This window comes from Paenibacillus popilliae ATCC 14706, assembly GCF_000315235.1.
In the GTDB taxonomy this organism is placed as follows: Bacteria; Bacillota; Bacilli; order Paenibacillales; family Paenibacillaceae; genus Paenibacillus_B; species Paenibacillus_B popilliae.
Genome location: NZ_BALG01000064.1, coordinates 19,617 through 43,559, shown reverse-complemented (window position 1 = coordinate 43,559; position 23,943 = coordinate 19,617). Strand labels below are relative to the sequence as shown.

21 protein-coding genes, 7 pseudogenes and 1 riboswitch are annotated in these 23,943 nt (G+C 51.7%); of the genes and pseudogenes, 15 read left to right on the top strand and 13 right to left on the bottom strand.

Annotated features, from left to right (window positions below):
- Positions 1–5: 5 nt before the first annotated feature.
- The 6 genes and pseudogenes from PPOP_RS06845 to PPOP_RS06825 all read left to right on the top strand — a co-directional run bounded on the left by PPOP_RS06845 (position 6) and on the right by PPOP_RS06825 (position 6,441).
- The gene (locus PPOP_RS06845) at positions 6–626 is read left to right on the top strand and encodes a TetR/AcrR family transcriptional regulator (RefSeq protein WP_042227711.1); all 621 of its coding nucleotides are present in this window, start codon (positions 6–8) and stop codon (positions 624–626) included.
- Positions 623–2,584 carry an ABC transporter ATP-binding protein/permease gene (locus tag PPOP_RS06840; RefSeq protein ID WP_006285414.1) on the top strand — a complete coding sequence of 654 codons (1,962 nt, stop codon included), beginning with the start codon at positions 623–625 and terminating at the stop codon, positions 2,582–2,584. The genes PPOP_RS06845 and PPOP_RS06840 overlap by 4 nt, the downstream gene beginning before the upstream one ends.
- A gap of 145 nt (positions 2,585–2,729) precedes the next feature.
- Positions 2,730–2,879: pseudogene (locus tag PPOP_RS20185) on the top strand (Bax inhibitor-1/YccA family membrane protein); the annotation flags it as partial.
- Between the two features lie 191 nt (positions 2,880–3,070).
- The gene (locus tag PPOP_RS06835) at positions 3,071–3,412 is read left to right on the top strand and encodes a zinc ribbon domain-containing protein YjdM (protein WP_042227725.1); all 342 of its coding nucleotides are present in this window, start codon (positions 3,071–3,073) and stop codon (positions 3,410–3,412) included.
- A 188-nt stretch (positions 3,413–3,600) separates the two neighbouring features.
- Positions 3,601–4,437: a YitT family protein gene (locus PPOP_RS06830; protein WP_006285411.1), complete on the top strand. Its 837-nt coding sequence runs from the start codon at positions 3,601–3,603 to the stop codon at positions 4,435–4,437.
- A gap of 576 nt (positions 4,438–5,013) precedes the next feature.
- Complete coding sequence (locus PPOP_RS06825; RefSeq protein ID WP_042227709.1) at positions 5,014–6,441, top strand: alanine/glycine:cation symporter family protein; 1,428 nt, start codon at positions 5,014–5,016, stop codon at positions 6,439–6,441.
- A 147-nt stretch (positions 6,442–6,588) separates the two neighbouring features.
- Here PPOP_RS06825 and PPOP_RS06820 read toward each other — a convergent pair.
- The 5 genes and pseudogenes from PPOP_RS06820 to yedE form a co-directional block, all read right to left on the bottom strand.
- A pseudogene (locus tag PPOP_RS06820) lies at positions 6,589–7,411 on the bottom strand (FecCD family ABC transporter permease).
- Positions 7,408–8,142, bottom strand: coding sequence for a FecCD family ABC transporter permease (locus PPOP_RS25795; RefSeq protein ID WP_422730618.1), 735 nt, complete (start codon positions 8,140–8,142; stop codon positions 7,408–7,410). The pseudogene PPOP_RS06820 and the gene PPOP_RS25795 overlap by 4 nt, the downstream one beginning before the upstream one ends.
- Before the next feature lie 25 nt (positions 8,143–8,167).
- A pseudogene (locus PPOP_RS25790) lies at positions 8,168–8,690 on the bottom strand (IS256 family transposase); the annotation flags it as partial.
- Positions 8,691–8,934: 244 nt separating this feature from the next.
- Complete coding sequence (gene yedF / locus PPOP_RS06805) at positions 8,935–9,162, bottom strand: sulfurtransferase-like selenium metabolism protein YedF (RefSeq protein ID WP_006285404.1); 228 nt, start codon at positions 9,160–9,162, stop codon at positions 8,935–8,937.
- Between the two features lie 3 nt (positions 9,163–9,165).
- A complete protein-coding gene (gene yedE, locus PPOP_RS06800; protein ID WP_006285403.1) occupies positions 9,166–10,365 on the bottom strand; it encodes a selenium metabolism membrane protein YedE/FdhT in 1,200 nt (399 codons plus the stop codon).
- Positions 10,366–10,805: 440 nt separating this feature from the next.
- Between yedE and PPOP_RS06795 the strand changes: the two genes are divergently transcribed.
- From PPOP_RS06795 to PPOP_RS20180, 4 genes and pseudogenes are all read left to right on the top strand, one after another.
- Positions 10,806–12,260, top strand: a complete 1,455-nt coding sequence (locus PPOP_RS06795) for an FAD-dependent oxidoreductase (RefSeq protein WP_042227707.1) — start codon at positions 10,806–10,808, stop codon at positions 12,258–12,260.
- A 229-nt stretch (positions 12,261–12,489) separates the two neighbouring features.
- Positions 12,490–12,612 carry a hypothetical protein gene (locus PPOP_RS25065; protein WP_267879060.1) on the top strand — a complete coding sequence of 41 codons (123 nt, stop codon included), beginning with the start codon at positions 12,490–12,492 and terminating at the stop codon, positions 12,610–12,612.
- 16 nt (positions 12,613–12,628) lie between these two features.
- Positions 12,629–12,907: a hypothetical protein gene (locus PPOP_RS06790; protein ID WP_042227721.1), complete on the top strand. Its 279-nt coding sequence runs from the start codon at positions 12,629–12,631 to the stop codon at positions 12,905–12,907.
- A gap of 38 nt (positions 12,908–12,945) precedes the next feature.
- Positions 12,946–13,362 (top strand): annotated as a pseudogene (locus PPOP_RS20180) (GTP-binding protein); the annotation flags it as partial.
- 49 nt (positions 13,363–13,411) lie between these two features.
- On the opposite strand, the pseudogene PPOP_RS20175 reads toward PPOP_RS20180, so the two are convergent.
- A pseudogene (locus PPOP_RS20175) lies at positions 13,412–14,115 on the bottom strand (M20/M25/M40 family metallo-hydrolase).
- 186 nt (positions 14,116–14,301) lie between these two features.
- Here PPOP_RS20175 and PPOP_RS06780 point away from each other — a divergent pair.
- A complete protein-coding gene (locus tag PPOP_RS06780) occupies positions 14,302–14,589 on the top strand; it encodes an alpha/beta-type small acid-soluble spore protein (RefSeq protein ID WP_042227705.1) in 288 nt (95 codons plus the stop codon).
- Positions 14,590–14,727: 138 nt separating this feature from the next.
- Here the strand turns inward: PPOP_RS06780 and PPOP_RS20170 are convergent.
- Positions 14,728–14,874, bottom strand: a pseudogene (locus PPOP_RS20170) (winged helix-turn-helix transcriptional regulator); the annotation flags it as partial.
- Between the two features lie 222 nt (positions 14,875–15,096).
- On the opposite strand from PPOP_RS20170, the gene PPOP_RS06775 reads away from it, so the two are divergent.
- The 4 genes from PPOP_RS06775 to PPOP_RS06760 all read left to right on the top strand — a co-directional run bounded on the left by PPOP_RS06775 (position 15,097) and on the right by PPOP_RS06760 (position 18,223).
- On the top strand, positions 15,097–15,948 hold the full coding sequence (locus PPOP_RS06775) for a VOC family protein (RefSeq protein WP_006285398.1): 852 nt from the start codon (positions 15,097–15,099) through the stop codon (positions 15,946–15,948).
- 266 nt (positions 15,949–16,214) lie between these two features.
- On the top strand, positions 16,215–16,871 hold the full coding sequence (locus PPOP_RS06770) for a TVP38/TMEM64 family protein (protein WP_006285397.1): 657 nt from the start codon (positions 16,215–16,217) through the stop codon (positions 16,869–16,871).
- A gap of 145 nt (positions 16,872–17,016) precedes the next feature.
- Positions 17,017–17,775, top strand: coding sequence for a threonine/serine exporter family protein (locus PPOP_RS06765; protein ID WP_042227703.1), 759 nt, complete (start codon positions 17,017–17,019; stop codon positions 17,773–17,775).
- Between the two features lie 16 nt (positions 17,776–17,791).
- Positions 17,792–18,223: a threonine/serine exporter family protein gene (locus PPOP_RS06760; RefSeq protein ID WP_006285395.1), complete on the top strand. Its 432-nt coding sequence runs from the start codon at positions 17,792–17,794 to the stop codon at positions 18,221–18,223.
- Between the two features lie 51 nt (positions 18,224–18,274).
- Here PPOP_RS06760 and PPOP_RS06755 read toward each other — a convergent pair.
- From PPOP_RS06755 to PPOP_RS23910, 6 genes and pseudogenes are all read right to left on the bottom strand, one after another.
- Positions 18,275–18,981: pseudogene (locus PPOP_RS06755) on the bottom strand (SDR family oxidoreductase).
- Positions 18,982–19,098: 117 nt separating this feature from the next.
- Positions 19,099–19,386 carry a cytochrome aa3 quinol oxidase subunit IV gene (gene qoxD / locus PPOP_RS06750; protein ID WP_006285393.1) on the bottom strand — a complete coding sequence of 96 codons (288 nt, stop codon included), beginning with the start codon at positions 19,384–19,386 and terminating at the stop codon, positions 19,099–19,101.
- Between the two features lies 1 nt (position 19,387).
- On the bottom strand, positions 19,388–19,984 hold the full coding sequence (qoxC, locus tag PPOP_RS06745) for a cytochrome aa3 quinol oxidase subunit III (protein WP_006285392.1): 597 nt from the start codon (positions 19,982–19,984) through the stop codon (positions 19,388–19,390).
- A complete protein-coding gene (gene qoxB / locus PPOP_RS06740) occupies positions 19,981–21,924 on the bottom strand; it encodes a cytochrome aa3 quinol oxidase subunit I (protein WP_006285391.1) in 1,944 nt (647 codons plus the stop codon). Before qoxB ends, qoxC begins: the two co-directional genes overlap by 4 nt.
- Positions 21,925–21,951: 27 nt before the next feature.
- Positions 21,952–22,857, bottom strand: coding sequence for a cytochrome aa3 quinol oxidase subunit II (gene qoxA, locus PPOP_RS06735; protein ID WP_042227701.1), 906 nt, complete (start codon positions 22,855–22,857; stop codon positions 21,952–21,954).
- A 441-nt stretch (positions 22,858–23,298) separates the two neighbouring features.
- Positions 23,299–23,706, bottom strand: coding sequence for a nucleoside hydrolase (locus tag PPOP_RS23910; protein WP_042227699.1), 408 nt, complete (start codon positions 23,704–23,706; stop codon positions 23,299–23,301).
- Positions 23,707–23,848: 142 nt separating this feature from the next.
- A riboswitch (cyclic di-GMP riboswitch) is annotated at positions 23,849–23,936 on the top strand.
- Positions 23,937–23,943 lie beyond the last annotated feature (7 nt).

The window sequence follows — 23,943 nt, the reverse complement described above, 5'->3', positions numbered from 1 at the left end:
TACGGGTGCCAAAACAAACCTTTTTTAATTTATCCGAAGACAAACGAAGAAAGTTAGTGAATGCAATCAAGGAGGAATTTTCGCGAGTTCCCTTGCACGAAGCTTCCGTTGCGAATATCGTCCAGACAGCCGGGATCCCAAGAGGCAGCTTTTATCAATATTTTGAAGATAAAGAAGAGGCATTTTACTTTTTGTTAGAGCAGTACGCCAAAGACAATCAGGAGACATTTATTGCGAGCTTAAAAAAGTTTGATGGCGATATCTTTAATGCATTTATTGAAATGTTTCAAGAGACGCTTCTATTCCAAAATAAGGAAAATGGAAACTTTTTTAGAAATACGTTTTTAAATATGAATTATAGGATGGAATCCACCTTTACACAGAGATTCAATGAGGTCAATGCCAGTGAGCATTTTCTGGAGATTCGCAAATTAATGAATACGGATAAATTGAATATGACGAATGAACAAGACTTATTTCATATGATGAAAATGATGATGGCCATTACGATTCAAAACTTAATTCAAAATTTTGCCGAAGAGGTGCCTTTTGAGAAAGCAATGGACAACTATATGTTGGAGATGAATTTACTACAACGCGGTTTTTATAAGGGGGATAATAAATGAAATTTTTGGAAATTGTAGACATCAAGAAATCCTACACCATAGACAAAAAATTAGAAACTAAAATTCTTCACGGCGTAAGTTTGAGCTTCAACAAAGGAGAATTTGTATCGATACTTGGTGAGTCGGGTTGCGGGAAATCAACATTGATGAATATCATTGGCGGCATGGATTCAAATTATACGGGAGATGTCCTGGTAGAAGGCAAGAACTTGAAACATATAAAGGAAAGCGAACTTGATGATTACCGGAAAAGTAAAATTGGATTCGTATTTCAAAGCTTCCATTTGATCCCTCATCTTACGGTATTGGAAAATGTAATGATTGCGATGCAAATGGCCAACAAAAGTGAAAAAGTACGCAAGGAGAGAGCACAACAACTTTTGACTGATGTTGGTTTACAGGATCATATGATGAAAAAGCCAAACCAACTTTCCGGGGGACAAAAGCAACGCGTATCGATTGCCCGGGCTCTGTCTAATGATCCGGATATCATTTTGGCTGATGAACCGACAGGAGCTTTGGATAAAGAAACGAGCCAGCAAATATTAGATCTATTAAACGATATCGCAAAGAAGGGCAAGCTCGTTATTACGGTAACCCATTCTCAGAAGGTTGCTGATTCAGGCACCCGAATCGTTAAGATTGAAGATGGCAGAGTGGTGGAAGATGTCAGACGAAAGGATGCTTATCGATCCACTGAAAAAACAGAACAGATGAATCCAAAAAGTCTTAGCTTGATGTCCTCCATCAAACTTGCATTAAAAAATATGAAATTGAATGCAAAACGAAATATTCTCGTTGCTGTTGGGGGCTCCATCGGAATCATTAGTGTGATTCTGATGCTGTCTTTAGGCAGTGGAGTGACGAATTTTATCAATGATGAAATAAACGCTAGCATGAATCCGTTGATGATCGAAATTACCAAGCAGGCCGAAGATAGCGGAAATGGCCCGGATCAATCGATCCCAATGATGGTAACACAGGAGCCTTTTACAGAAGAAAATATAGAACAGATTAAAAACATTCCTAACGTACACAGCATTGAAAAAGCAACTGCGTATATGATGAAAAGCAATGCGGTATTAGGCGACAAGCGGTCGGATATTATTCAGTTCTCTACGCTAACCAATTCCATTACAGAGGATAATATAGAGGCCGGGAAGCTGCCGGCCGATCATGAAATTGTTATCACATCAGCTCTTGCGAAAGCATTAAGCGGCAGCGAGCCATACGAATCTGTAGTCGGTCAAGAAATTAGCGTGTATGTGAATGATGTGGGTCTGGATAACAAGCCCGTACTGATAGAAGCAACATGGAAAGTCTCCGGCGTTCTTGCCGACAATATGGGGCCGCAAAGCATGACCGCTGCTTATGTGCCTTATGAAACACTGGAGACAGCCTTTGCCAACCAGGGACTGACCTTGCGTCCAACACAAATCAATGCCTTTGCCGATAAACAAGAGCATGTGGAAGGGATAAAAGAAATATTACAAGAAGAAGGGTACGCCAATTCGCAAACCGCTGCGATGCTGGAACAAGTGACAACTTACCTGGATATGGCAACCGTGATTCTTGCTGGAATATCCGGAATATCCCTTATCGTATCGGGAATCATGATATTAGTCGTGCTATATATAAGCGTAGTTGAGCGTACGAAGGAGATCGGCATATTACGAGCGATCGGAGCCCGGAAAAAAGATGTCAAAAGAATCTTTTTCTCCGAATCGGCTTTGCTCGGGTTATTCAGCGGCTTAATCGCGGTTGCAGCGGGTATGATCATAAGCACTATTGGAAATAGTTTGTTATCCAAAAGCTTTGGCGCAGAGCTTATTAATCTAACAGGTCAAACGATGATCTTTGGGATCGCCGTCAGCTTGCTTGTCAGCATCATTGCAGGGCTTATGCCTTCGTCCAAAGCGGCCAAGCTGGATCCTATGGAATCTTTAAGATTTGAATGATTCGCAGGTTGTGCGATAGAAAACTCTACTCTTGCCCTGAAACGGGTAGGGGTAGAGTTTTTGTATACCCTGCATCGTATTGACGAATCGAGGTAGAGGGGCATACTAATATGTAATAATATGGAATAAAAACAGGGTAAGGAAGGTGCTGGACTTCAACTTCATCGAAAAGGGGGCGCAGCAGGGCGCGCCGAAGTATATGGAGTGGTACGGGGCATTCGGATTGCTCGTAACTCTCGTATGGCTGTATGTGGAGATGGTTCGTCTCCTCGCCAAGCTGGCGAATCGGGATTAATCGGAATAGAAACAGGTTCGCGATCTTGCGGAGTGTCTTTCATTGAGGCATTCCGTTTTTTGGGATCCACCTTTTGTAGTCGGGCAAATTTGGGAATACTGATTTCGTACAAGCTGCAATGGCAATTTGCCAATACGAGAAATCTATGCCAGTATATAATCATATTAATAACGATTGGAGCTAACGTAATGATGTCTAATTTGCCACACTGCCCAAAGTGTAATTCTGAATATACGTATGAAGATGGACATCTGTTGGTGTGCCCGGAATGTGCACATGAGTGGACGCCAGAGTCGGAAGCGGAAGATAGCGAAGATAGACGAATCATCCGAGATGCCAATGGGAATGTTCTGAACGATGGGGATTCCGTAACCGTGATTAAAGACTTGAAAGTCAAAGGAAGCTCATCCGTTGTGAAAATCGGAACAAAAGTAAAAAACATACGCTTGGTTGAGGGAGATCATGATATTGATTGTAAAATCGATGGCTTTGGAGCGATGAAGTTAAAATCAGAATTTGTAAAAAAAATCTAGAAAGAGCGCTCCTGGATTCCAAGTATACTTAGAAACATAAGCATAAGGCACCGGCGTTAAGGTCAGGTGCTTCTTTGCTTCGAATCGCATACCAGACTCCCTTGATAAAATAAACGGGGAACGGGCATACGCGCGTGCATCGGATAGCTGCCCCGATCATGATAAGGGTTACGGGAAAGGATCGTATTATGAAAAAACGTTGTATCGACATTTTTGTCATTATGGTCGGGGCATTGATTTTTGCCTTGGCCATCAATTTGTTCGTCATTCCGAACGAGTTGGGCGAAGGCGGGGTGACGGGGGTCACCATCATTCTGTACTACCTGTTCCAGTGGTCCCCGGGACTGGTAAGCTTTATTCTGAACTCTATTCTGTTAATCGTCGGGTACAAATTTCTGGACAAAAATACGACCGTGTATACGATCATCGCCGTCGTCTTCAACTCGCTATTCCTGCATCTGACCCATGATTGGCGCATAGAATCCAATGAATTAATCATCAACACGATATTCGGGGGAATTTTTACGGGCGTAGGGATCGGCCTGATTATCAGAGTCGGTGGAACGACCGCGGGAACGACCATTCTAGCCCGAATTATGAATAAGTATTTGGACTGGAACGTGAGCTATGCGCTGTTGTTCTTCGATCTCATCGTCGCCTTCTCCTCCTACTTCATTATTGGCGCAGAGAGTCTGATGTTCACCATTGTGATGCTCTATATCGGGACGAAGGTGATGGACTTCATCATTGAAGGCGTCAATCCGAAGAAGGCCGTTATGATCGTATCCAAGGAGCATGACAAGATCGCCGAGCAAGTCAATGTCATCATGGATCGGGGGGTTACCGTCCTATATGGGCATGGACATTATACGAAAATGCCGAAGGAGATTCTGTATATTGTCATCAGCAAGCAGGAAGTGAGCACGCTCAAAAAGATCGTAAAGGCGGTGGATAAAGACGCCTTTATTACGATTCATGATGTGCGCGACGTGTTCGGCGAAGGGTTCGTCGATATATCGAAATAACCGTTCGCGGCCGCTTAAGCCGGCTGCAGCGGAGGAGCCGGAGTTGAGTTGCGGGGATTTGGGCCGTGCGGCTCCGGGCCGATCCAGCCTGAAAATCCGAAGTTGTCAAGTCGGTCGGCGCTTCCAATATAATGCCTGTGAAACTCCAGCCCATGAGCGCGCAGATGCTGCTTAGCCTTAAGCTGCCGGGTGCGCCAGCTTCGGATCTCCGCATGCTCGTATTCAGGCGGATAAGATGCTGCGAAGTTGGCGGATAATCCCGCATGACATCACATCCCACGCCTGTGACGTATCGATGTGGTGGGCTGTGAAGGGGAGGCACACACCTCGCCGGAAAATTTGATTTTTATTTATAGGTTCAGGATGTTAACCAATCAAGGGCCGTAGCGCACCAATTAATAGATTTTATTTACATATTGTTCTCGTGAATGTATAATAATTAAAACATTTTCATAAGATAGTCGCCAAGATTCTACCACTCGCACAGCTCCATCTTGGCTGCCCATCATTTCACATTTCCAGTAGCTGCGTGCGGTTGATAACATATGACGAACATAAGGAAGGTGGAATAGAATTTTGGAGTTTATCTACGATATTATTTCTTTTAACAATACGATATGGTCTTATGTACTGATTGTTGTTCTGATTGCGGTCGGCCTGTACTTTACGTTCAGAACGAAGTTCGTTCAATTTAGAATGGTGGGCGAGATGGTTCGCTTATTGGGAGAAGGTGCAAGCAGCACCAAGAGCGACCAAGGCCAAGGCGGGGTATCCTCGTTTGGCGCTTTTTGCCTCAGCGCGGCTTCCCGGGTAGGCACGGGGAACCTGGCGGGGGTTGCGCTCGCGATTGCAGCGGGCGGACCGGGTGCCGTCTTCTGGATGTGGATTATCGCCTTGATTGGAGCGGCAACTGGGTTCATTGAATCGACACTGGCGCAGATCTATAAGGTGAAGGACAAAGGCGGCTTCCGCGGCGGGCCTGCCTATTATATGGAGAGGGGGCTGAACAAACGCTGGATGGGCGTGCTGTTCGCCGTTCTCATTACCGTATGCTACGGCTTTGTGTTTAACTCGGTGCAAGCGAACACGCTCTCCCTAGCCTTGGAGAGTGCCTATGGACTGGATCGCCTCTGGGTCGGCGTCGGTGTTGCAGCCCTCACTGCGTTTGTCATTTTTGGTGGCGTACAGCGAATCGTGAAGGCTTCTGAGTACTTGGTTCCCGTGATGGCGGGCGGTTATGTACTTCTTGCCCTTTACATTGTCATTACCAATCTGTCGGAGCTTCCTGCGGTGATGGGACTCATCGTACGGAACGCATTTGGATTTGAGCAAGTAGCCGGCGGCGGATTGGGCGCTGCACTGATGATGGGGATTAAGCGGGGGCTGTTCTCCAATGAAGCGGGAATGGGTAGCGTCCCGAATGCCGCAGCCGCAGCCGACGTTACGCATCCAGTGAAGCAAGGTTTGGTGCAGGCCCTTGGCGTCTTTGTGGACACGCTGCTGGTATGCAGCGCGACCGCTTTTATCGTACTGTTCTCCAGCGCGTACGGTACAGAAGGGCTGACGGGAATCGAGCTTGTGCAAGCTGCGTTGTCCGCTCATATCGGCAACTGGGCCGTTAGCTTCGTCGCGTTTGCCGTGTTCCTTTTCGCTTTTACCTCGGTCGTCGGCAACTATTATTATGGGGAGACGAATATCGAGTTTATTAAAAACAGTAAAAAGTGGCTGTTCATTTATCGTCTTGCTGTGGTGGTCATGGTTCTGTTCGGATCCGTTGCTGAGGTCACGATCGTATGGGATTTAGCCGACCTGTTCATGGCGTTCATGGCGATTACGAACCTGATTGCCATTGTGATGCTGGGTCGAGTCGCCTTCGACGCACTGCGGGATTACCGGGAGCAGAAGCACCAGGGCAAAAACCCGGTGTTCCATATCTCGAATTTCAAGTCGCTTCGCAATGTCGAATGCTGGGGAGAGCCAGCTGAACAACCTGATCTCAAATAAGTTTCATCTTTTACTCGATTGGCGAGTTGCTGCGTTGGACGGACATGCAGCACATGCAGCTTGCCCGGCTTCCGCACGAACAATCTCGCCCTCACATGCCGAAAATCCCTTGAGCATCCGAACTCAAGGGATTTTTGGGGTAAGCATTTATTTCTTCAGCAGCAAATAGATAAAGTATGGCGCGCCGATAAAGGCGACCATGATCCCTGCGGCGATACCGTCGGGATCCGCCAGCTGGCGGCCGACGGTATCGGCAACCAGAAGCAGCCAGCCGCCCATCAGAATGGCGACGGGGAGGAAGAGCTGATGCCGCGGGCCGACCATCGCTTTGGCGATATGAGGCGCCATCAGACCGATGAAGGCGATGCCGCCAGTGACGGAGACGGCAGACGCGGCCAGCGCGACCGCAGCGAACAGCAGGACGAGCCGCTCTTGGTTCAGCGGCATGCCGAGCCCGATGGCGACAGGCTCGCTAAGCGCAAGCACATTCAGGCGGTTGGCCTTGTACAGCGTGAACGGAATTAAGACGAGCAGCCAGGGGAGAAGCGCCCCGATGAACGGCCAGTCCGTTCCCCATAGGTTTCCCGCGAGCCATTTGGCGATAAAGTCCACCTTAGTGCGCTCCGCCGAGGAGATCAGGACGATCATTACCCCGGACAGCGCCATGGAGAAGCCGACCCCGGTCAGGACGATCCGAATCGGCTGCAAGCCTTGCCGTGCCTTGCAGTATCGCGCCGGACAGCGCCAGACCCATCCCGGCCAGCAGCGTGATGAGAATGCGCGGCAGGCGAACGGAAAATAAGACAAACTCCTCCTTGAAGCTGCCTTGTCCGAGAATCGTCGGGATCAATCTGTCGTAGGACAACGAGGCGTAGCCCATTCCCATGCCGATAACGATCGTAATGACGATAAGAGCCAGCAGGCTCGATACGATAAGGCGCTGTCTAAGACGCAGAGCGGGTTCGATCATGAGAATGCCTTCCCTCCCTTATGCACGATGAACAGGAAGAAGGGCAGGCCGACGATGGCGATAATCGCCGCGACCGGCGTCTCATACGGCGCATGGATGGTTCGCCCCAACGTGTCGGCGAGCAGCATGAATGAAGCGCCCATAATGGCCGACATCGGCAGCACATAACGGTAATCGGTCCCAGCGGCGGCGCGGGCGATATGCGGGATCATCAGACCGATGAAGGTCAGATTGCCGACCAGAGCGACAGACGCTCCGGCGAGCAATACGATGACAGCGAACAGGATCGCCTTGATGCGGTTCGTCTTCTGCCCCAGTCCGACCGCCACCTCCTTATTTAAGCTGAGTATGGTAAGCTGTCTGGCCAGCAGCAGGGCAATGACAATGCCAAGGGCAAGGAACGGACCAACCGCTCGCATCTGTATCCAGGACATGCCGATCAAGCCGCCGACGGTCCACATCGACACATCCTTCGATATGTTAAAATAAAGGGCCACTCCTTCGGCGAAGGCATACAGCAGCGCGGAGACGGCCGCGCCGGCCAGCACCATCCGCAGCGGGGAGAAGCCTCCCCTGGCCAGGGCGCCGATCCCGAACACCATCCCGACTCCTGCTGCCGCTCCGAGGAAGCAAGCTGCCACCATTGTCAAGTATCCCGCTGGGGTCAAATGCTCCTCCAGCTCTCCGTGTTCTTCCCGGATCGGTCGGACAGCATTTATGCTAAGGGGCAATTCGCCCCTTGGGGGGGCTTCACCATCACGGCAGACGCTGGCCGATGCGCTCTGGAAAGAAAACGGAGAGCTGCAGCAGCATTTGGCCCCAGTTTTGCACGCGCCCGTCCATTTGCGAGTGACATCCATAGTGACGAGGTATAGCATCTTTAGCAATGCCTCGTCCGTCGGGAAGATGCTTTTGCCCTTGGTCACTTTTCGTAGCTGGCGATGGTAGCTTTCGATCATGTTTGTCGTGTAGATGAGCTTGCGGATCTCTGGCGGATACTTGAAGAACGTAGCGAGTTCATCCCAGTTGGTACGCCACGAACGGATAATCAGCGGATATTTTGGGCCCCACGTCTCTTCAAAGCACTCAAGCTCCCCACAAGGGCCATTTCTTCTGTTGCGGCCTTGTAGATGGGCTTCAGGTCTACCGTTACTTTCTTGAGATCCTTGTAGGACACGTAGCACGTCGAATTGCGGATTTGGTGAATGATGCATTTCTGAATCTCGGTCTTCGGGTAGCAAGCCGTGATCGCTTGGGAGAAGCCGGGGAGGTTATCCAATCTATGCAGGACAGAGAACGAAAAGAATAAAAAAATTGGGCTCTTCGCTCTACTGGGTGGGTAAAGGCTTAGTTGCTAGATTCATAACCCTTCCGTCGTTCTGGGTTGCAAGGCGGTAAAGGGTACTGTGCTCGAATTGCTCCGAGCTCCGAAAGGCGGAGTTTATTGGCTGTCATATAAGGAGTCATTTTCGTACAAAAGAGCCCGGCTCTACTCTCCGCAAGCCGGGCTCTCCATTTTTCAATTAAGCAGTAATATAGAACGTGAACTCTTGACCGTTCCGCTCAGGCTCCTGCGCCATCGTATAACCGTGCTTGACGACCTCTTCCGGCACATTGCGGAAGGCAGCCGGACAGTCAGCGATCACTTGAAGCCGTTGGCCTTTCTTCATCCCTTGCAACGTCTCCAGTGTGTAGATTACCGGATATGGGCATGGTTCTCCTCGCAGATCCAACGTGAAATCGACAGTCATCCTTCAGGCTCCTTTCTTGTAATTGAATCCGACGCCGAAGCGGTAGTTTTTCTGCCAATACATGGCGATGATGAAGCCGATGCCCAGCAGAAGCAGCGTCGCGATAAGCGCGCCGGCAGGCCCTATAGCGGCAATCAAATTGATCGGCGAACCGCTCTTCACGAACAGGTTGTATACGCCGAGATGATCCCAGGCATAGGCCAGTCCGGTCGCTCCGATGATATTGCCAATAAATACCGGTAGGAAGACGACCTGTCCTTCCATAAGACGGTACATCATGCCGGTCTCGCAGCCGCCGGCCATGACGATGCCGAGGCCGAACAGGACACCGCCGACGAGGGTACTCGGCGCGGCAATCTTCGTGATCGGCTCCATGCCGTACACGAGAATGATGATAAGCGTCGCCACGGAACTAACGGCCATGCCGGCCGTGATCGCCTTCGTCATCGTCGCACGGCCGCTAATCCACAGATCGCGGAAGGCCGATGTGAAGCAGATCTGCCCTCTCTCGATCAGAATGCCGAAGGCGGCGCCGAATATTGCGGCCACGCCCAGCATCGTGCGGCCGGAGAGGAAGAAATATACGATCAGCCCTGCATACAGCAGCGCAATCAGGCCGCCAACATACGGCTGAATCTTGCGGGCCTTCGCAGGACGCGCAGCCGTTCCGCCGCGCTTCAGGGCAGGCTTGCCCTTCCACCAGGCAGTGTTGACGACCTTCGTGCCGAGATACGTCCCTGCCGCCGTCGCCACGATAAAGATCCAGGAATGGAGCGAGAACTGGGGGACGCCAGTGAAGAAGGCCGCCAGGTTGCAGCCTAGCGCCAGCCGTGCCCCTACGCCTGCAATGATGCCGCCGATTAGCCCCTGGACGAAGCGTCGCTTCTGCCGCGGAGCGCGTATTTTGAAATTATTGCTGAACAAAATCATAATCAAAGCCCCAATGAACATGCCCCATACGATCCAACCATCCGTCCGGCTCCCTGTCGTTCCGTCCATATGAATCAGATGAAAGTAAGCCCAATCGGAAATATCGACGCCGAGCATCTGCAGGATGTGGCCGCCTAGACGGGTAAATTCCCCGGTTACCGCCCATACGGTTCCGGTGATGCCGAAGTACACCGCACTGAGGATGCCGGCAATGCCCATGGCGGCATAAGGGCTCCAATATTGGTCGAACACTTTGTCTAGCCTGAATTTCATCTGTATACCCCTTCAATCTTATTAGAATCCCCTATCAACGATCTATGAAATAAAATAATAATTATGCCACTCTTTATTGTACTACCATTGTCAATCCAGGGGGGCCTTCAGCTGGCGTGAATTCATGCAAGCGATCCCAAAGCTTTGCTAGCTGTAGAAGGTCCTCCGTCGTTTTTTACCGCAGGCAGTGTATGTTGCATCTCCACTAATACGGGTACTTTTGTTCGCTGCAATTCCCCCCAAAAAAAAGCTTCATTAACTGTCACCTTACAGCTTGACGTTCATCATGACAGAAGGTTACTATGAATAATAACAACCTTTTATTGGAAAATATAATTGAATCACACACTCACCCGTAGAACATTGATGAAAGCCTCTATAGAAGGAGAAGAATGAAAGAACTATAAAAATTTTTGGTAGAGGGAGTAACGTACACGAAAATGAAACCGTCACAGAACCGTTCTATCATCATCCGGTACATGATGTTGTTGTTCGCCGCCGTACTCGTCGGCGCATCCATCCTTCCTTCGGGGGCGGATGCTGCCCCGGCCAAGTCTTCCTGCGGAACTGGGTGCGCCCGTTACGATATTGTCGTCATCGGCAGTGAGATTCAGGGGGTGCTCCTGGCCAAGGCCGCCCGCGATCTTGGGCTGAAGGTGATGATCCTCGATCCGCGCAGCAAGCCAGGAGGCGAACTGATTCAAGGTCAGATGCTCGTGATCGACCAGCCGAATGACAATCAGAAGCAAAGCCTCGTGCAGGGCGAGATTCGGAGGTTATTCAATGGCTATAACGCAGGCACCATTCGCAAGGAAGAAGAATTCAACCGCTATTTCCAATCGGCCATTCAAAATATTCCGATTCAAAACAGCATCCGCATCGAAGCGGTAGAGGTCGGCCCCCGGGGGAAGGAGAAGGCGCTTCAGTCGCTGACATACCGGACGAAGGACGGCAAGCAGTATAAGGCGGAAGCGGAATACTTCGTTGAAAATACCGATTTTAACGCCTTGACGAGCAAGCTGGGCGTCAAGCGGATTCCCGGCATGGAGAGCATCTATAACGGCAAAAAGCCGGATCATATGGCCGCTACCCTTATGCTGAGGTTCAAAAATGTGGATTGGAATGAACTGCACCAGAAGGTGCTACTCGATTACCCGCTGACCAACGTGCAGAAGAAGTATGGTCCGAATACATATGTCGATTGGAACTCGGCGACGGGCTTCAGCAATCTGACCTTCCAATACAAGCCGAAGGATGATCAGCTCGTTTTTCGCGGCATCAATTCCACCTACCAGCGGAATGGTCAAGTGATTATGAACGCACTGCTCATCTTCAACGTCGATCCGGCGAATCCGGAATCGGTCCGATTGGCGGTCGAGAAGGGGAAGGCCGAGGCGCCGCATATTCTGAAATTTTTGCAAAAGTATATTCCCGGATATAAGAACGCCGAATTGAACGGGTTTCCCGATTATTTATATATTCGGGATTACAACCGCTTCGAGACCGACTATATTTTGGACTATTCGGACGTAATGTCAGGCAAAATGTTCTGGGACAATGTCAGCATCGGCGGCTACTCGGTCGATCTGCAGGCGGTTCGGGCCATTCCAAAAGGAATCGGCTTCGGCAAGCCGAATCGGTATGGCTTGCCGCTGCGCTCCTTCGAATTGAGGAACTATGAGAACGTGCTCGTCGTTGGTAAAAATGTCGGGGCGACGATCAAAGCGTACGGCACGGCCCGGATTATGCCGAACACCGCGCTGGCCGCCGAGACGATCGGGATTATTTTAGGGAAAGAGCTGAAGTATAAGCGGCTAAAGCAATTGACGCAAGCCGATTTTCAACGGATACATAAGTACCTGGAACGGAAATACAGCATTGTGCTCAACCGTTAATGGACGACGGCTATCCACCGGAGAGAGCCGGACAAACAGGGAGACCCGCAGCGGAATGCGGGCCTCTCTTCTTCTAGAATGGAATCGGCGGCGAGACGATCGTGCAATCATGCTTGGCCGTCCAGCGGTCAGCCCACGGACGAACTCGCTAAATTGCCGGATACCCGGTACGCGGGAGCGGTATCGTCATATGATGAAGTAAAAAGAATTATGGAATAGGTGGGTTAGTATGGGCGAAGAGGACAACACAAGAATACTTACTTTAATCGTAGTCATCGTAATCATTACTTCCTTCATCATTGGAATCGGAGCCGAGGAAGGCGGGGGGCCTGCGGAGACGATTATAGTCTGATCGGATGGTGACGGCCATGGCAAAGAACGGAAATGGAGTTAGCGGCGGCAGCAAGAAAAACAGCAAAAGAAAAACCCCTCAATCGAAGCTGACGCCGCAGCAGATTGCAGTGGTCGTCGGTCTATTAGCCAATGCACTTGAGGTTACTTCTGTCTTGATCGACAAAAATCAAAGAATTGAAATTGTGCTCGAAGGCTCCATTCGCAAAAAAACAAAGGCGGACCGGATTGCCGAAGAACTCAATAATATCAGTGTAGGAGATCTCCTTGAAGCTATCCTTCTGCAGAAACTTTAAGCGCGCACGCTTGGCCGGTTCCCGCAGGGAAGACGACGCTGGCCAAGCAACTGCTGTACCATACCTACAGCATTCGGAGCCGAGGACGGGTCGACAACCGGGACGCCTACATGGACAGCCATGAGATCGAGAAGGAACGGGGCATTACAATCTTCGCCGATCAGGCGGTGATGACATACAATTGCAGTACCTACACTTTGATTGATACCCTGGGCACGTCGACTTCCCCGCCGAGATGGAGCGGGCCATCCAGGCGATGGATGCTGCCATTCCATTGTCGTTGTCAGCGCGGTGGAGGGCGTGCAGGGCCATACAGAGACGGTCTGGCAGCTGCTGGACAGGCCCGGGTGCCGGTCTTCTTTTTCATCAACAAGACGGATCGGACCGGAGCGGATGCCAGGCGGGTGTTGAACGATTTTCGCGCCCAACTGACGCCGGACGCGGTTGATATGAGCCTCGCCTGCGGTGAAGCGGAATGGGATGACGGGATGCCCCTTTCATGCTCTATTCCGCAGCCTGCTGCTCGTACAGCTTGATGATCTCGATAATAACCTCCGTCGCCTTCACCATATTATCGGCCGAGACGTACTCGAACTTGCCGTGATAGTTCTCTCCGCCGGTGAAAATATTCGGTGTCGGGAGCCCCATATAAGACAGCTGCGAGCCATCCGTGCCGCCCCGGATCGGGGTAATGATCGGCTCGATGCCGACCTGCTTCATCGCCTGATAGGCGATATCGACAATATGCTTGACCAGCTCGATTTTATCTTTCATGTTGTAGTATTGGTCGTTCATATTGAGAATAATGCTTTTTTCTCCGAAGATGCCCTGCAACTCCTTCACGATCGCTTCAAGCTTCGCTTTGCGGGCTTCGAAGTTGGCCTTGTCGAAGTCGCGGATGATATAGCGCAGTTCGGTTCGCTCCACATCTCCGTGGATGGAGATGAGATGGTAGAAGCCACCATAACCGTCGGTGAATGGAACCCGATCGTCGGGACGTCCTTGTCCGTATTGGCCGGCAGTGTGGCCATGACATAACCGTTCTCATCCAAGGTAACCTCCTGCATGCCGAGCGTGTGCAGCTCTTCCGCCAGCAAGCGGGCTAGATCCAATTGCCCCGGTGTCGACGGGCATGTCTGGCTGTTATCATTCGATTGGGTATCTACTTTGGCATAGGTTGTAAATCGTTGAATCATTTCATTTTTCACGATACTTCACCTCCAACAATGGTATGTAGTCCCTTTTCCTATACTATCACACCGATGAATGAACGACATATCCTCACACTGCAGAAATACAGAGACCGATCGCTTAAGGAGGGAGGTACATAATTTGACCGCTTCCAGGCCATGGTATGAAGGATTTATACTTAATACTGGCAAGGAGGCAGGATGATGGCCCGCAGGAATCGAAGAAGGCTGTTGGTGAACGGAGCAGAGCAGGGCGTCAATGCGTTTAAGGCGGAAGTGATGCGGCAGGAAGGCTTCGCCGTTGATCCGAACCAGCCGGACGACGTCAAGTATGAGGTCGCCAAGATGTTGGGCGTGCCGCTGCAGCCGGGAGACAACGGAGAGTTGTCGACGGAGTCGGCAGGCCTTGTTGGGGGCAGGATTGGCGGTACGATGGTGCGGGAGATGATTCGTCTCGCGCAGGAGCAGCTTACGAAGAAACCGATGCAGTAGCCATAGCCATTTATAAGTACGCAGGCGAATAAAGCCGGAGTCTCCCACGAAAGAGATCCGGCTTTGTTGTTATCGGTAGCGAGGCGCTGCGCAACGCCGGGTTATAACTCGATCCATTGTGCGGCCCAAGCTTCAATTTCCGCTAATCGCGATTGCCGCTTCCATCGTGCAGAAGCGTTGCGGTCCTGTCAGCAATTGGTGGATGATAAGCCCTGTCCACCGCTGGCTCATAAGGCTCATTGCTTTGTCGAAGCGGGGGCATCGTTCACAGGATATTGCGTTCATGTTCCATCACCTCTAGAATTCGATATTTATAAACTAATTTATATTTACTTGTAATTAGTAACTAATGTGTTGGAAATGCTAGGTTTCATTGGCAATCCTATCGGATTCTTCGAGAGTCTGGGGCTGCCCAGAGCTGCGGCTTATGCCATCGTCGCTCGTCTTTTCTTCGGCAACCAGCCAAGCGCATGAACAAACCTAGTTCCTGAAGGGGGAACCCAACCTATGAATTTTCATCGTTACCCGCATACGTATGTCGGGCATGTCCTTTTGGCCGTTGAGAGTCTGGAACGCTCGCTCTTGTTCTATTGTGATATCCTCGGATTCAAGGTGCTCGAACAATCCTGCACCAGCACCGTGTTGACAGCGGATGGCATAACGCCTCTCGTCACGCTGGAGCAGCCGGATTCGATCCAGCCGCGGAACCTGCGCAAGACCGGGCTGTACCATATTGCGTTCCTGCTCCCGAGCCGCTCCGAGCTGGCCGATATTCTTCAATACTTCATCCAGATCGGATACCCTCTCCAGGGAGCGTCGGATCACGATGTGAGCGAAGCGCTCTATCTGGCCGATCCAGAAGGCAACGGCATCGAGATTTATGCTGATCGCTCGCCGGATACATGGAGCTGGAAGGGCGGCCAGGTCGGTATGGCGACCGTGGCGCTGCAGGCCGACAGCCTGCTGCATGAAGCGACAGGACGCTCGTGGACGGCGATGCCAAGCGGGACCATCATCGGCCACATCCATTTGCAGGTATCCGAACTGGAGAAGACAGAGGAATTTTACTGTATGGGGCTGGGCTTCGAGCCGGTCGCCCGTTACGGCCGGCAAGCGTTGTTCATCTCGTCCGGCAAATACCATCATCATATTGGCTTGAATACATGGCACAGCGCGGGAGCGCCCGCTCCTGACATAGATAGCGCAGGCTTGAAATGGTTCATACTCGTGCTGCCGGATGAGGAGACGCGGAAGCAGACTGTAGAGCGCTTGCGTCAGCTTCACGCGCCGGTTGAGGAAGAAGCGGGCAAGGTACGAACGGTAGATCCGAACGGGATTCATCTCATCCTGCAAGCTTAGTCCTGATATACCATTCGCTATAGGTCGGGCTGCATGGCAACTTATAGCAGATGGCTTCGGCTATCTGCTATTTTGCTGTATATGGGCGGAATCTTCATCCGGGGTATTGGATAATGATCCCCTGTTCCATTATTGAACAATATGCCAGGGCGGATCGGCAACCTCCTGACCCGATATTTATGCTATGCTAAGGCGGAGGATAAGTGGCGAAGCGAATAGCTTGTCTCTTTCCCATCAAGCTGAATAGAAGTTGGTGCATACAAAAGATGGAATTATCGAATATGATGTCTTACGTGACGGAGGAGAACCTCAGGAATCTGCTGGAGCAGTTCCGCTCGTTCGGTCCGCTACCCGGTATTCTGTTGACCTTCATGAAGTCGTTCATTCCCCCGCTGCCCACGATCGTGATTGTCGGCGTCAATGCCGCCGTATACGGGCTGTGGCTCGGGTTCTTCTATTCCTGGCTCGGCATAGTTGCCGGATGCATGGTCACGTTCCTTATCGTCCGTTCCATTGCCGGACATCGTTATTTTCAACGCTACGCGAAAAAGCCCAAGGTAAAGAAGAGCTTGCTGTGGGTGCAGCGCAATGCGTTCAGCTATGTCTTCCTACTCAGTATTTTTCCGGTAGGCCCGTTCGTTATCATCAATATGGCAGCCGCCATCGCCAGGATGCGCATCCGTTCCTTCTTCATTGCGGTCACGCTCGGCAAGGCGCTTATGGTGTTCGCGGTCTCTTACATTGGACATGATATCATGCGGTTCGTTCATCATCCGACTCAGATCATTTACGTCATCTTGTTCCTTGCCGCTTCGCTATGGGTCGGCAAGAAATTAGAAGCACGCTTCACCAGGGCTCTCCCGTCCGAAGAAGAGCAGGAGCCGTGGGTGTCCGAGCGGAAGGAATCGACGATAGGATCATAAGTTCGAAATGCAGTCGGTTCGTGTGTATTTTCCTTATTTAGACTAAACCAGGAGGCCTCGGTTACACTATCTGCGAATGGACATCGCCGATGTCTAAATCATCTCATCTATGGAAGCGCAGATGGCCAGTATGGGGAGTGAAGGAATGAGCGCACAGCCGAGTGCAAGCTACGAATTGACCCAGGTATGTCTTCTCGCGGGGAAAATTATGCTCCAGTGCGGCGGCGAGACGTACCGGGTGGAGGACACGATGATGCGGATTGCCGCTGCTTACGGATACGAGAACAGTCACAGCTTCGTGACGCCGACCGGCATCATCTTCGCCATTGACGGCTCCGGGACGGCGACGCAGCTGTTCCGCATCGGGGAGCGGTCGACCGATCTGAAGAAGGTGGCGCTCGTGAACAATATTTCGCGCAGGATTAGCGGCGATGGGCTTCCGGCGGCAGAGGCGCTGCGCTTGCTGCAGCGGATCGATAAGTCCCGGCTGGTCTATCCGCTTTGGTTGCAAATCACTGCAGCGACGGTATCCAGCGGCTGCTTCGCCATTATGTTCCGGGGCGGCTGGCCTGAGCTCGTGCCCGCGATGCTGGCGGGCGGCATCGGCTTCTCACTGCTGCTGTATGTGCACGGACTCGTGCGCATCAAGTTTTTCGCCGAGTTCCTGGCGTCGATCGCCATCGGGACGGTATCCTATCTATGCGTCACATATGGGCTGGGGCGCGACCTGGACAAAATCACCATCGGCTCGGTCATGCCGCTCGTACCCGGACTGCTGATTACGAATGCCGTGCGGGATCTGATGGCCGGACATCTGGTCTCTGGCATCTCGAAGGGAGCGGAAGCCTTCCTGACCGCCTTCGCGATCGGAGCCGGCATCGCATGCGTCTTGTCCATCGGGTAGCAAAAGGAGGATGAGGATGGGCTTCATCGAACAGCTGGCGGTCAGCTTCTTCGCAACGGCCGCCTTCGGCATTCTTTTCAATGTTCCTGGGAAAAATCTCATGCAGTGCGGCTTCGTCGGCTTAATCGGGTGGCTCGTCTACCTATCGTGTACGATGGTCGCGATCGATGCCATTCCGGCGACCCTGATCGCCTCCTTCGTCGTGACGATGGTAAGCCACGTGTTCGCAAAGAAGTACCGGACCCCTATCATTGTATTCAATGTTTCCGGCATTATCCCGCTTGTGCCCGGCGGCATGGCCTATGACGCGATGCGGCACGCGGTTGAGAATCGATATGACATCGCGATCCAGCTTGCGGTCAAGGCGGCAATGATCTCGGGTGCGATCGCGATGGGGCTGGTCTTCTCCGAGGTCATCTACCAAGTGATGCGAAGGAGGACGGCCTAGCTTTTGCCGGCAACCGGCTGCTTGGCCGGCCGCCGGACAGCGAGCCGCCGGTCAGGAGGTAATGAACCCGCCGCCGTTCACGTGCATCGTCTCGCCAGTGACGTAACGGGAATCGTCGCTCGCCAGGTAGATGTAGGCAGGAGCGAGCTCGAACGGCTGGCCGGCCCGCTTCATCGGCGTATCCGAGCCGAAGACCGCCACCCGATCGGCGGAGAAGCTCGATGGAATGAGCGGCGTCCAGATCGGGCCAGGAGCGACGGCGTTGACGCGAATGCCCCGAGGCGGTATTGATAATCGAGCTGCCCGGCTTCAGATGAGGCAGCGCTGCCTGCGTGATGAAGAAGAAGGAGAAAATATTGGTGCGAAACGTCTGTTCCAACTGCTCTTCCGTAATATCAAGCAGGCTCTGCTGCGGATATTGCATCCCGATATTATTCACCAGCACATCGAGCCGGCCAAAGCAGCGCAGCGTCTGCTCCACGATAGCGCTGCACGCGGCCCGGGTGCGCAGATCAGCTTTCATCGCCAGGACGCGCCCGCCCAACTGCTCGATCCGGGCACAGGTCTCCTGCGCATCGACCTCTTCATAATAAGTAAGCGAATGCGCCCGCCGCGCCTTCCTTGGCGCAAGCAATGGCCACGGCCCGGCCTATGCCGCTGTCTCCGCCCGTAATAAGTACAACCCGCTCCCGAAGCTTGCCGCTGCCGGCATAAGACGGAGTCTCCGAGATTGGCCGCGGACACATTATATATTCCAATCCCGCCTGCCCTGTACGATAACCGTCTTATGGCAGTCAACTGCAGCTGCCGCCCGGCGCAAAAAAGTGGCTGCCCCGAAGTCTCTGACCTCAGAAGCAGCCGCTGGCTGAATCGATTTATTGATAACCCCAGATCATCGTGAACAGCGTACCGAAGACGGTTACCAGACCGACGAACAGTGCGTAGGCGAGATTCGTCATGTTGGACGCCCTCGTTGTCTTGTCTTCCGTAGCGTGCATAAACAGGAACAACTGCACGGATGCCTGGATAGCTGCACAGACGAGCAGGATAGTCATTCCCATGGCGAACGACATATCCCAGAAGAGGACGGCCAGCGCGACGACAGAAAGGATGAGAGAGAAGACATATCCCATCACATGACGAATCGGGAACAGCTGTTTCATGTCACATCAATCCTTTCAAGTAGACAAAGCTGAAGATGAAGATCCAGACAACGTCAAGGAAGTGCCAGTACAGCGAGAAGATGAACGACTTGTTCGCCGTATCCAGCGTGAAGCCCTCGCGCGAAATTTGAATCATGATCCCCGCTCCCCACAGCAAGCCCAGCGTGACGTGCGCGCCGTGTGTGCCCAGCAGCACGAACAAGCTGGACAGGAAGGCGCTCGTCTGCAGGGTTGCGCCGTCATGGACATACGTCACGAATTCGCTGATCTCGACGCCAAGGAAGCCGAGGCCGAGCAGCAGGGTGATGCCGAAGAAGACGAGCGTCGGCTTCTTGAGCCCGAGACGCATGCTGTGAATTGCGAGACCGCAGGTGAAGCTGCTGGTCAGAAGCAGGAACGTCTCGATTAGGACGCCCTTCAGTTCAAAAATATCCGGCCCCGTCGGGCCGCTGCCCGTATGATCCCATAACGTCAGATAGACAGCAAAGAGAGTGGAGAAGAGGACAATCTCTGCCCCTAAGAACAACCAGAATCCGAAAATACGGTTGCTGTTCTCCTCCGAGCGATATTCAAGCGGCAGCGTGTTATCTAATTTCATGCTTGTTCACCCCGCAATCGTTGTTCCGTGTCCTGAATCGTCTTCACGGGAATGTGATGGCCGTGATCGCGCTCGAAGGAGCGCACCGCGAGCATAATCAGCACACCTAGGCCGGCGATAATCGCCGGAATCCACCAACCGAAGACGAGGAAGAAGCCCAGGAAGAAGAAGATGACGCCGAGAATAAACGGTTGCCCGCTGTTGTTCGGCATATGGATCTCTTCGATTTTTCCTTCATACAACGGCTGTTTGTCCTTTTTCCAGAACCAGAACGCGTCCAGGCTCTTCACATTCGGGATGACAGCGAAGTTGTATTCCGGCACTGGACTATGCGTGCTCCACTCCAGCGTGCGCGCATCCCAAGGATCGCCGGTCTTGTCTCTCGGCGCATACCGGGCGCTCCAGTAAATGTTGTACACGAGAATCGCGAAGCCGAAAGCCAGACCGAAGGCGCCGATCGTGGCGATCAAGTTCAGCGGACCGAAGCCGGTCTCGGCCGAGTAGGTGTACATCCGGCGCGTCATGCCGTTCAATCCGAGGAAGAACAGCGGCAAGAACGTGATGTTGAAGCAGATTGCAATGAACCAGAAGCTGATTTTGCCCAGACGCTCGTTCAGACGGAAGCCGAAAAGTTTCGGGAACCAGTAGTACATGCCGGCAATGACCGCGAACACCGTGCCCGGAATCAGCACATAGTGGAAGTGCGCGACCAGGAACATCGTATTATGGTATTGATAGTCGGCGCTCGCCATCGCGAGCATGACGCCCGTTACGCCCCCGATGGTGAAGATCGGAATGAAGGCGAGGGTATACAGCATTGGCGTCGTAAACTGTATCTTCCCTTTTTGCAATGTGAAGAGCCAGTTGAATATTTTGACGCCGGTTGGCACCGCAATCGCCATTGTCGTGACGGAGAAAAATCCGTTGACCATCGCACCATGACCCATTGTATAGAAGTGGTGCGCCCATACGATGAAGGACAGCAGCGAGATGGCAACCATACTGACCACCATCGATTTATAGCCGTACAAATTTTTGCGCGAGAATGTCGAAATAATCTCACTGTAAATCCCGAACGCAGGCAGGATGACGATATAGACCTCCGGATGGCCCCATACCCAGAACAGGTTGGCCCACAGCATATCCATGCCGCCATTGGCCATGGTGAAGAATTGCGACCCGAACATCCGGTCGAACATCATCAAGGCGAGCGCCACCGTCAGAACCGGGAATGCGAACAGGATGATGATACAGGTGATGAGAACCGACCACGTGAACATCGGCATGCGCATCAGCGTCATGCCAGGCGCGCGCATTTTGAGAATCGTCACGATGAAGTTGACCCCGGTCATCAATGTACCGATACCGGCAATCTGCAGCGCGATAGAGTAGTAGTTCATGCCGACGGTTGGACTGAATTCCACGCTCGCGAGTGGGAAATAAGCGGTCCAGCCGGCGTCCGGCGAACCCCCGATAACGAACGAAATGTTGAACAGCATCGCCCCGGAGAAGAACAGCCAGAAGCTGACCGCATTTAAGCGGGGAAATGCGACGTCGCGGGCCCCGATCTGAAGCGGGATAACGACGTTTATTAAGCCGATAATGAATGGCATCGCCATGAACAGGATCATGATGACCCCGTGTGTCGTAAAAATTTCGTTATAATGCTGCGCGTCCAGGAACTTCATGCCTGGAGCCGCGAGCTGCGTACGCATCAGCAGGGCGTCGACGCCTCCGCGGAACAGCATGACGTGCGCAGCGATTATGTACATGACGCCAATGCGCTTATGATCGACGGTCGTCAGCCATTCGCGCCACAGGTACCCCCATTTTTTGAAATAGGTTAGCCCGATGACGATGGCGAGCGAAGCGATGACGATACTGGCCATCGCGCCGTAGATCATTGGTTCTCCGGTAACGAAAAATTCGTCCCATTTCATACCAATTCGACTCCTTTCTCTGTGATTCTAGTTGCCATGCTGAGCGTGCTCCGAGCCTGATTCCGGAGCAGTCGCATCGCCCGATCCGTGATGATGGCCTGCATGCTCGCCTTCAGGCGCAGGCTTGAAGGCCAGATGGGTTGACGAATAACTTTTGCGACCGACATGCTCTGTCGCGAGCAAGGTATCGAATTCTTCGCTCGTCAGTTCCGGAGCGGTGGTCTTCACTTCGTTCACCCATTTGTCGAAGGCTTCCGGCGACATCGCCAATGCCTCGAAGTCCATGTGGGCGAAGCCTTCACCCGAGAAGTTGGAGTTCTTGCCCATGAAGGAGCCTTCATGCTCCGCGACGAGCCGCAGCTTGGTCACCATGTCGCTCATGGCGTATTTCTGCCCTCCGAGCTGCGGAATCCAGAAGCTTGTAATCGGTCCGAATGCGTAAAGGCGGAATTCGACTGGCCGGTTCGTCGGCATGTTGACGTAGTTCACGGTCTCGACGCCTTCCTCCGGATAGCTGAAATGCCACTTCCAGTTCGATGAGACGGCATAAACGACAAGCGGCTTTTGATTCTCATACCCTGCCGGTGTCGTCTCTACGGCATTCGTCGTGCGGATCGTTACGACCGACAGAATGATGACGATAATGACCGGAATCAGCGTCCATGTAATTTCCAGCCATTTGCTTCCCTCCATATGCGGCGGCTCATAGTCCGGCGCCGCCTTCGACGCCCGGTACTTGGTCAGCATGTAGATGTACAGGACATAGACGACCAGCAGTACACCCGCCATAATAAGCATGGAGAAGAGGATGGTGTCCGATTGGGTCTTGGCCACCGGTCCTTTTGGATCCAACACGAGCAGTGGTGAATCACATCCGGTCAGCAGGATGACCAGAGAGAGAAAAAGAAAAGATAACGACCATCTCTTTTTCACAAATATACCCCTTTCTATGTGTGATGAATTTCGCTGAAATATGTATGGGATAACGGTTTCACAGTCTATGTTAGTAAGAAGGGAGTAGAAAAAGCAAAGCATATTGAAAACCATAAATAACATTAATTCCCATTTAATGAGGTACGAAAACAAAAAAATTAATGATTATTTCCGATATGTGCTAAAAATCGCGCATATTCGGCTGAAATCGACTATTTTGATTTTTGTACACATTTATGGGCGAAAAGGTCGAGTTTTCAATATTGTCACATTAGAGGCGGGGTGGAAATCGTGGATTTTGCTTTGCCTTTACTGGTAATTATTTGTATATAATATGGCTATGTCAATATCGGGCAAAGTCTTGTTACATCAGGTTTTTCCCACCTTCTTCACGAGCGGCCCGCGTTCAGGATGGGTGGTTCCTTATGCGATATCGGGCTGTCATAAAATCGTAACATTCGATGAAGAACAATTATCCCTTGGGTGGACTATTGTCTTCTTAGTGTGTACAAAAATGACTTTGCGCTGCAGGTGATCTTGCGTAAGCTCTCGTTTGCTGCCGAAAGGTGAGGATTGGATCTTAAAGGATCCGATAAAGCAAGACCTGTGGATTCCTCGGACGAAGCCCGTCTTGTTCATTCCCTTTATCTTCTCTACAATCTCTGTCTTCAATGTAGCCTGGCTGGTCACGTCAAGACCGACCATCACCAGTGGCAGACCCGCATTGAATACGATACTGGCGGCTTCCGGATCGGCATAAAGCAAGGGATGAAGCCGTCGATGTATTTCTGCTTCAACGCATGAATATACAACGCTCGTCAATCTCGAGACATCTTTGATCGTGGTCATGACGGATCATCCTTTCTTTCCACGTGTAACCGGCCTTTATATTATTTTAAGAGAAATAGATTTTCAACAAAATGATTGACAAATAGGAAGTTGTCCAATATATTAAGCATTACATAGTGCTTAGCTTGGTATTGGATATGTCAACTACATTGGGCACACTAATCGAAAGATTAGGCCGCAAAGCTTTGGAATCTAAAGGCCGTCAGGCCCATGATCGTCCGGCTGCGTTTAACAATA

What these genes read in the sequence shown, in the direction of transcription:
- PPOP_RS06840 (WP_006285414.1), top strand. Translation starts at nt 623, where the DNA reads ATGAAATTTTTGGAAATTGTAGACATCAAGAAATCCTACACCATAGAC.
- PPOP_RS06835 (WP_042227725.1), top strand. Translation starts at nt 3,071, where the DNA reads ATGTCTAATTTGCCACACTGCCCAAAGTGTAATTCTGAATATACGTAT.
- PPOP_RS06830 (WP_006285411.1), top strand. Translation starts at nt 3,601, where the DNA reads ATGAAAAAACGTTGTATCGACATTTTTGTCATTATGGTCGGGGCATTG.
- yedF (WP_006285404.1), bottom strand. Translation starts at nt 9,162, where the DNA reads ATGACTGTCGATTTCACGTTGGATCTGCGAGGAGAACCATGCCCATAT.
- yedE (WP_006285403.1), bottom strand. Translation starts at nt 10,365, where the DNA reads ATGAAATTCAGGCTAGACAAAGTGTTCGACCAATATTGGAGCCCTTAT.
- PPOP_RS06795 (WP_042227707.1), top strand. Translation starts at nt 10,806, where the DNA reads ATGAAACCGTCACAGAACCGTTCTATCATCATCCGGTACATGATGTTG.
- PPOP_RS25065 (WP_267879060.1), top strand. Translation starts at nt 12,490, where the DNA reads ATGGGCGAAGAGGACAACACAAGAATACTTACTTTAATCGTAGTCATC.
- PPOP_RS06790 (WP_042227721.1), top strand. Translation starts at nt 12,629, where the DNA reads ATGGCAAAGAACGGAAATGGAGTTAGCGGCGGCAGCAAGAAAAACAGC.
- PPOP_RS06780 (WP_042227705.1), top strand. Translation starts at nt 14,302, where the DNA reads ATGGCCCGCAGGAATCGAAGAAGGCTGTTGGTGAACGGAGCAGAGCAG.
- PPOP_RS06775 (WP_006285398.1), top strand. Translation starts at nt 15,097, where the DNA reads ATGAATTTTCATCGTTACCCGCATACGTATGTCGGGCATGTCCTTTTG.
- PPOP_RS06770 (WP_006285397.1), top strand. Translation starts at nt 16,215, where the DNA reads ATGGAATTATCGAATATGATGTCTTACGTGACGGAGGAGAACCTCAGG.
- PPOP_RS06765 (WP_042227703.1), top strand. Translation starts at nt 17,017, where the DNA reads ATGAGCGCACAGCCGAGTGCAAGCTACGAATTGACCCAGGTATGTCTT.
- PPOP_RS06760 (WP_006285395.1), top strand. Translation starts at nt 17,792, where the DNA reads ATGGGCTTCATCGAACAGCTGGCGGTCAGCTTCTTCGCAACGGCCGCC.
- qoxD (WP_006285393.1), bottom strand. Translation starts at nt 19,386, where the DNA reads ATGAAACAGCTGTTCCCGATTCGTCATGTGATGGGATATGTCTTCTCT.
- qoxC (WP_006285392.1), bottom strand. Translation starts at nt 19,984, where the DNA reads ATGAAATTAGATAACACGCTGCCGCTTGAATATCGCTCGGAGGAGAAC.
- qoxB (WP_006285391.1), bottom strand. Translation starts at nt 21,924, where the DNA reads ATGAAATGGGACGAATTTTTCGTTACCGGAGAACCAATGATCTACGGC.
- PPOP_RS23910 (WP_042227699.1), bottom strand. Translation starts at nt 23,706, where the DNA reads ATGACCACGATCAAAGATGTCTCGAGATTGACGAGCGTTGTATATTCA.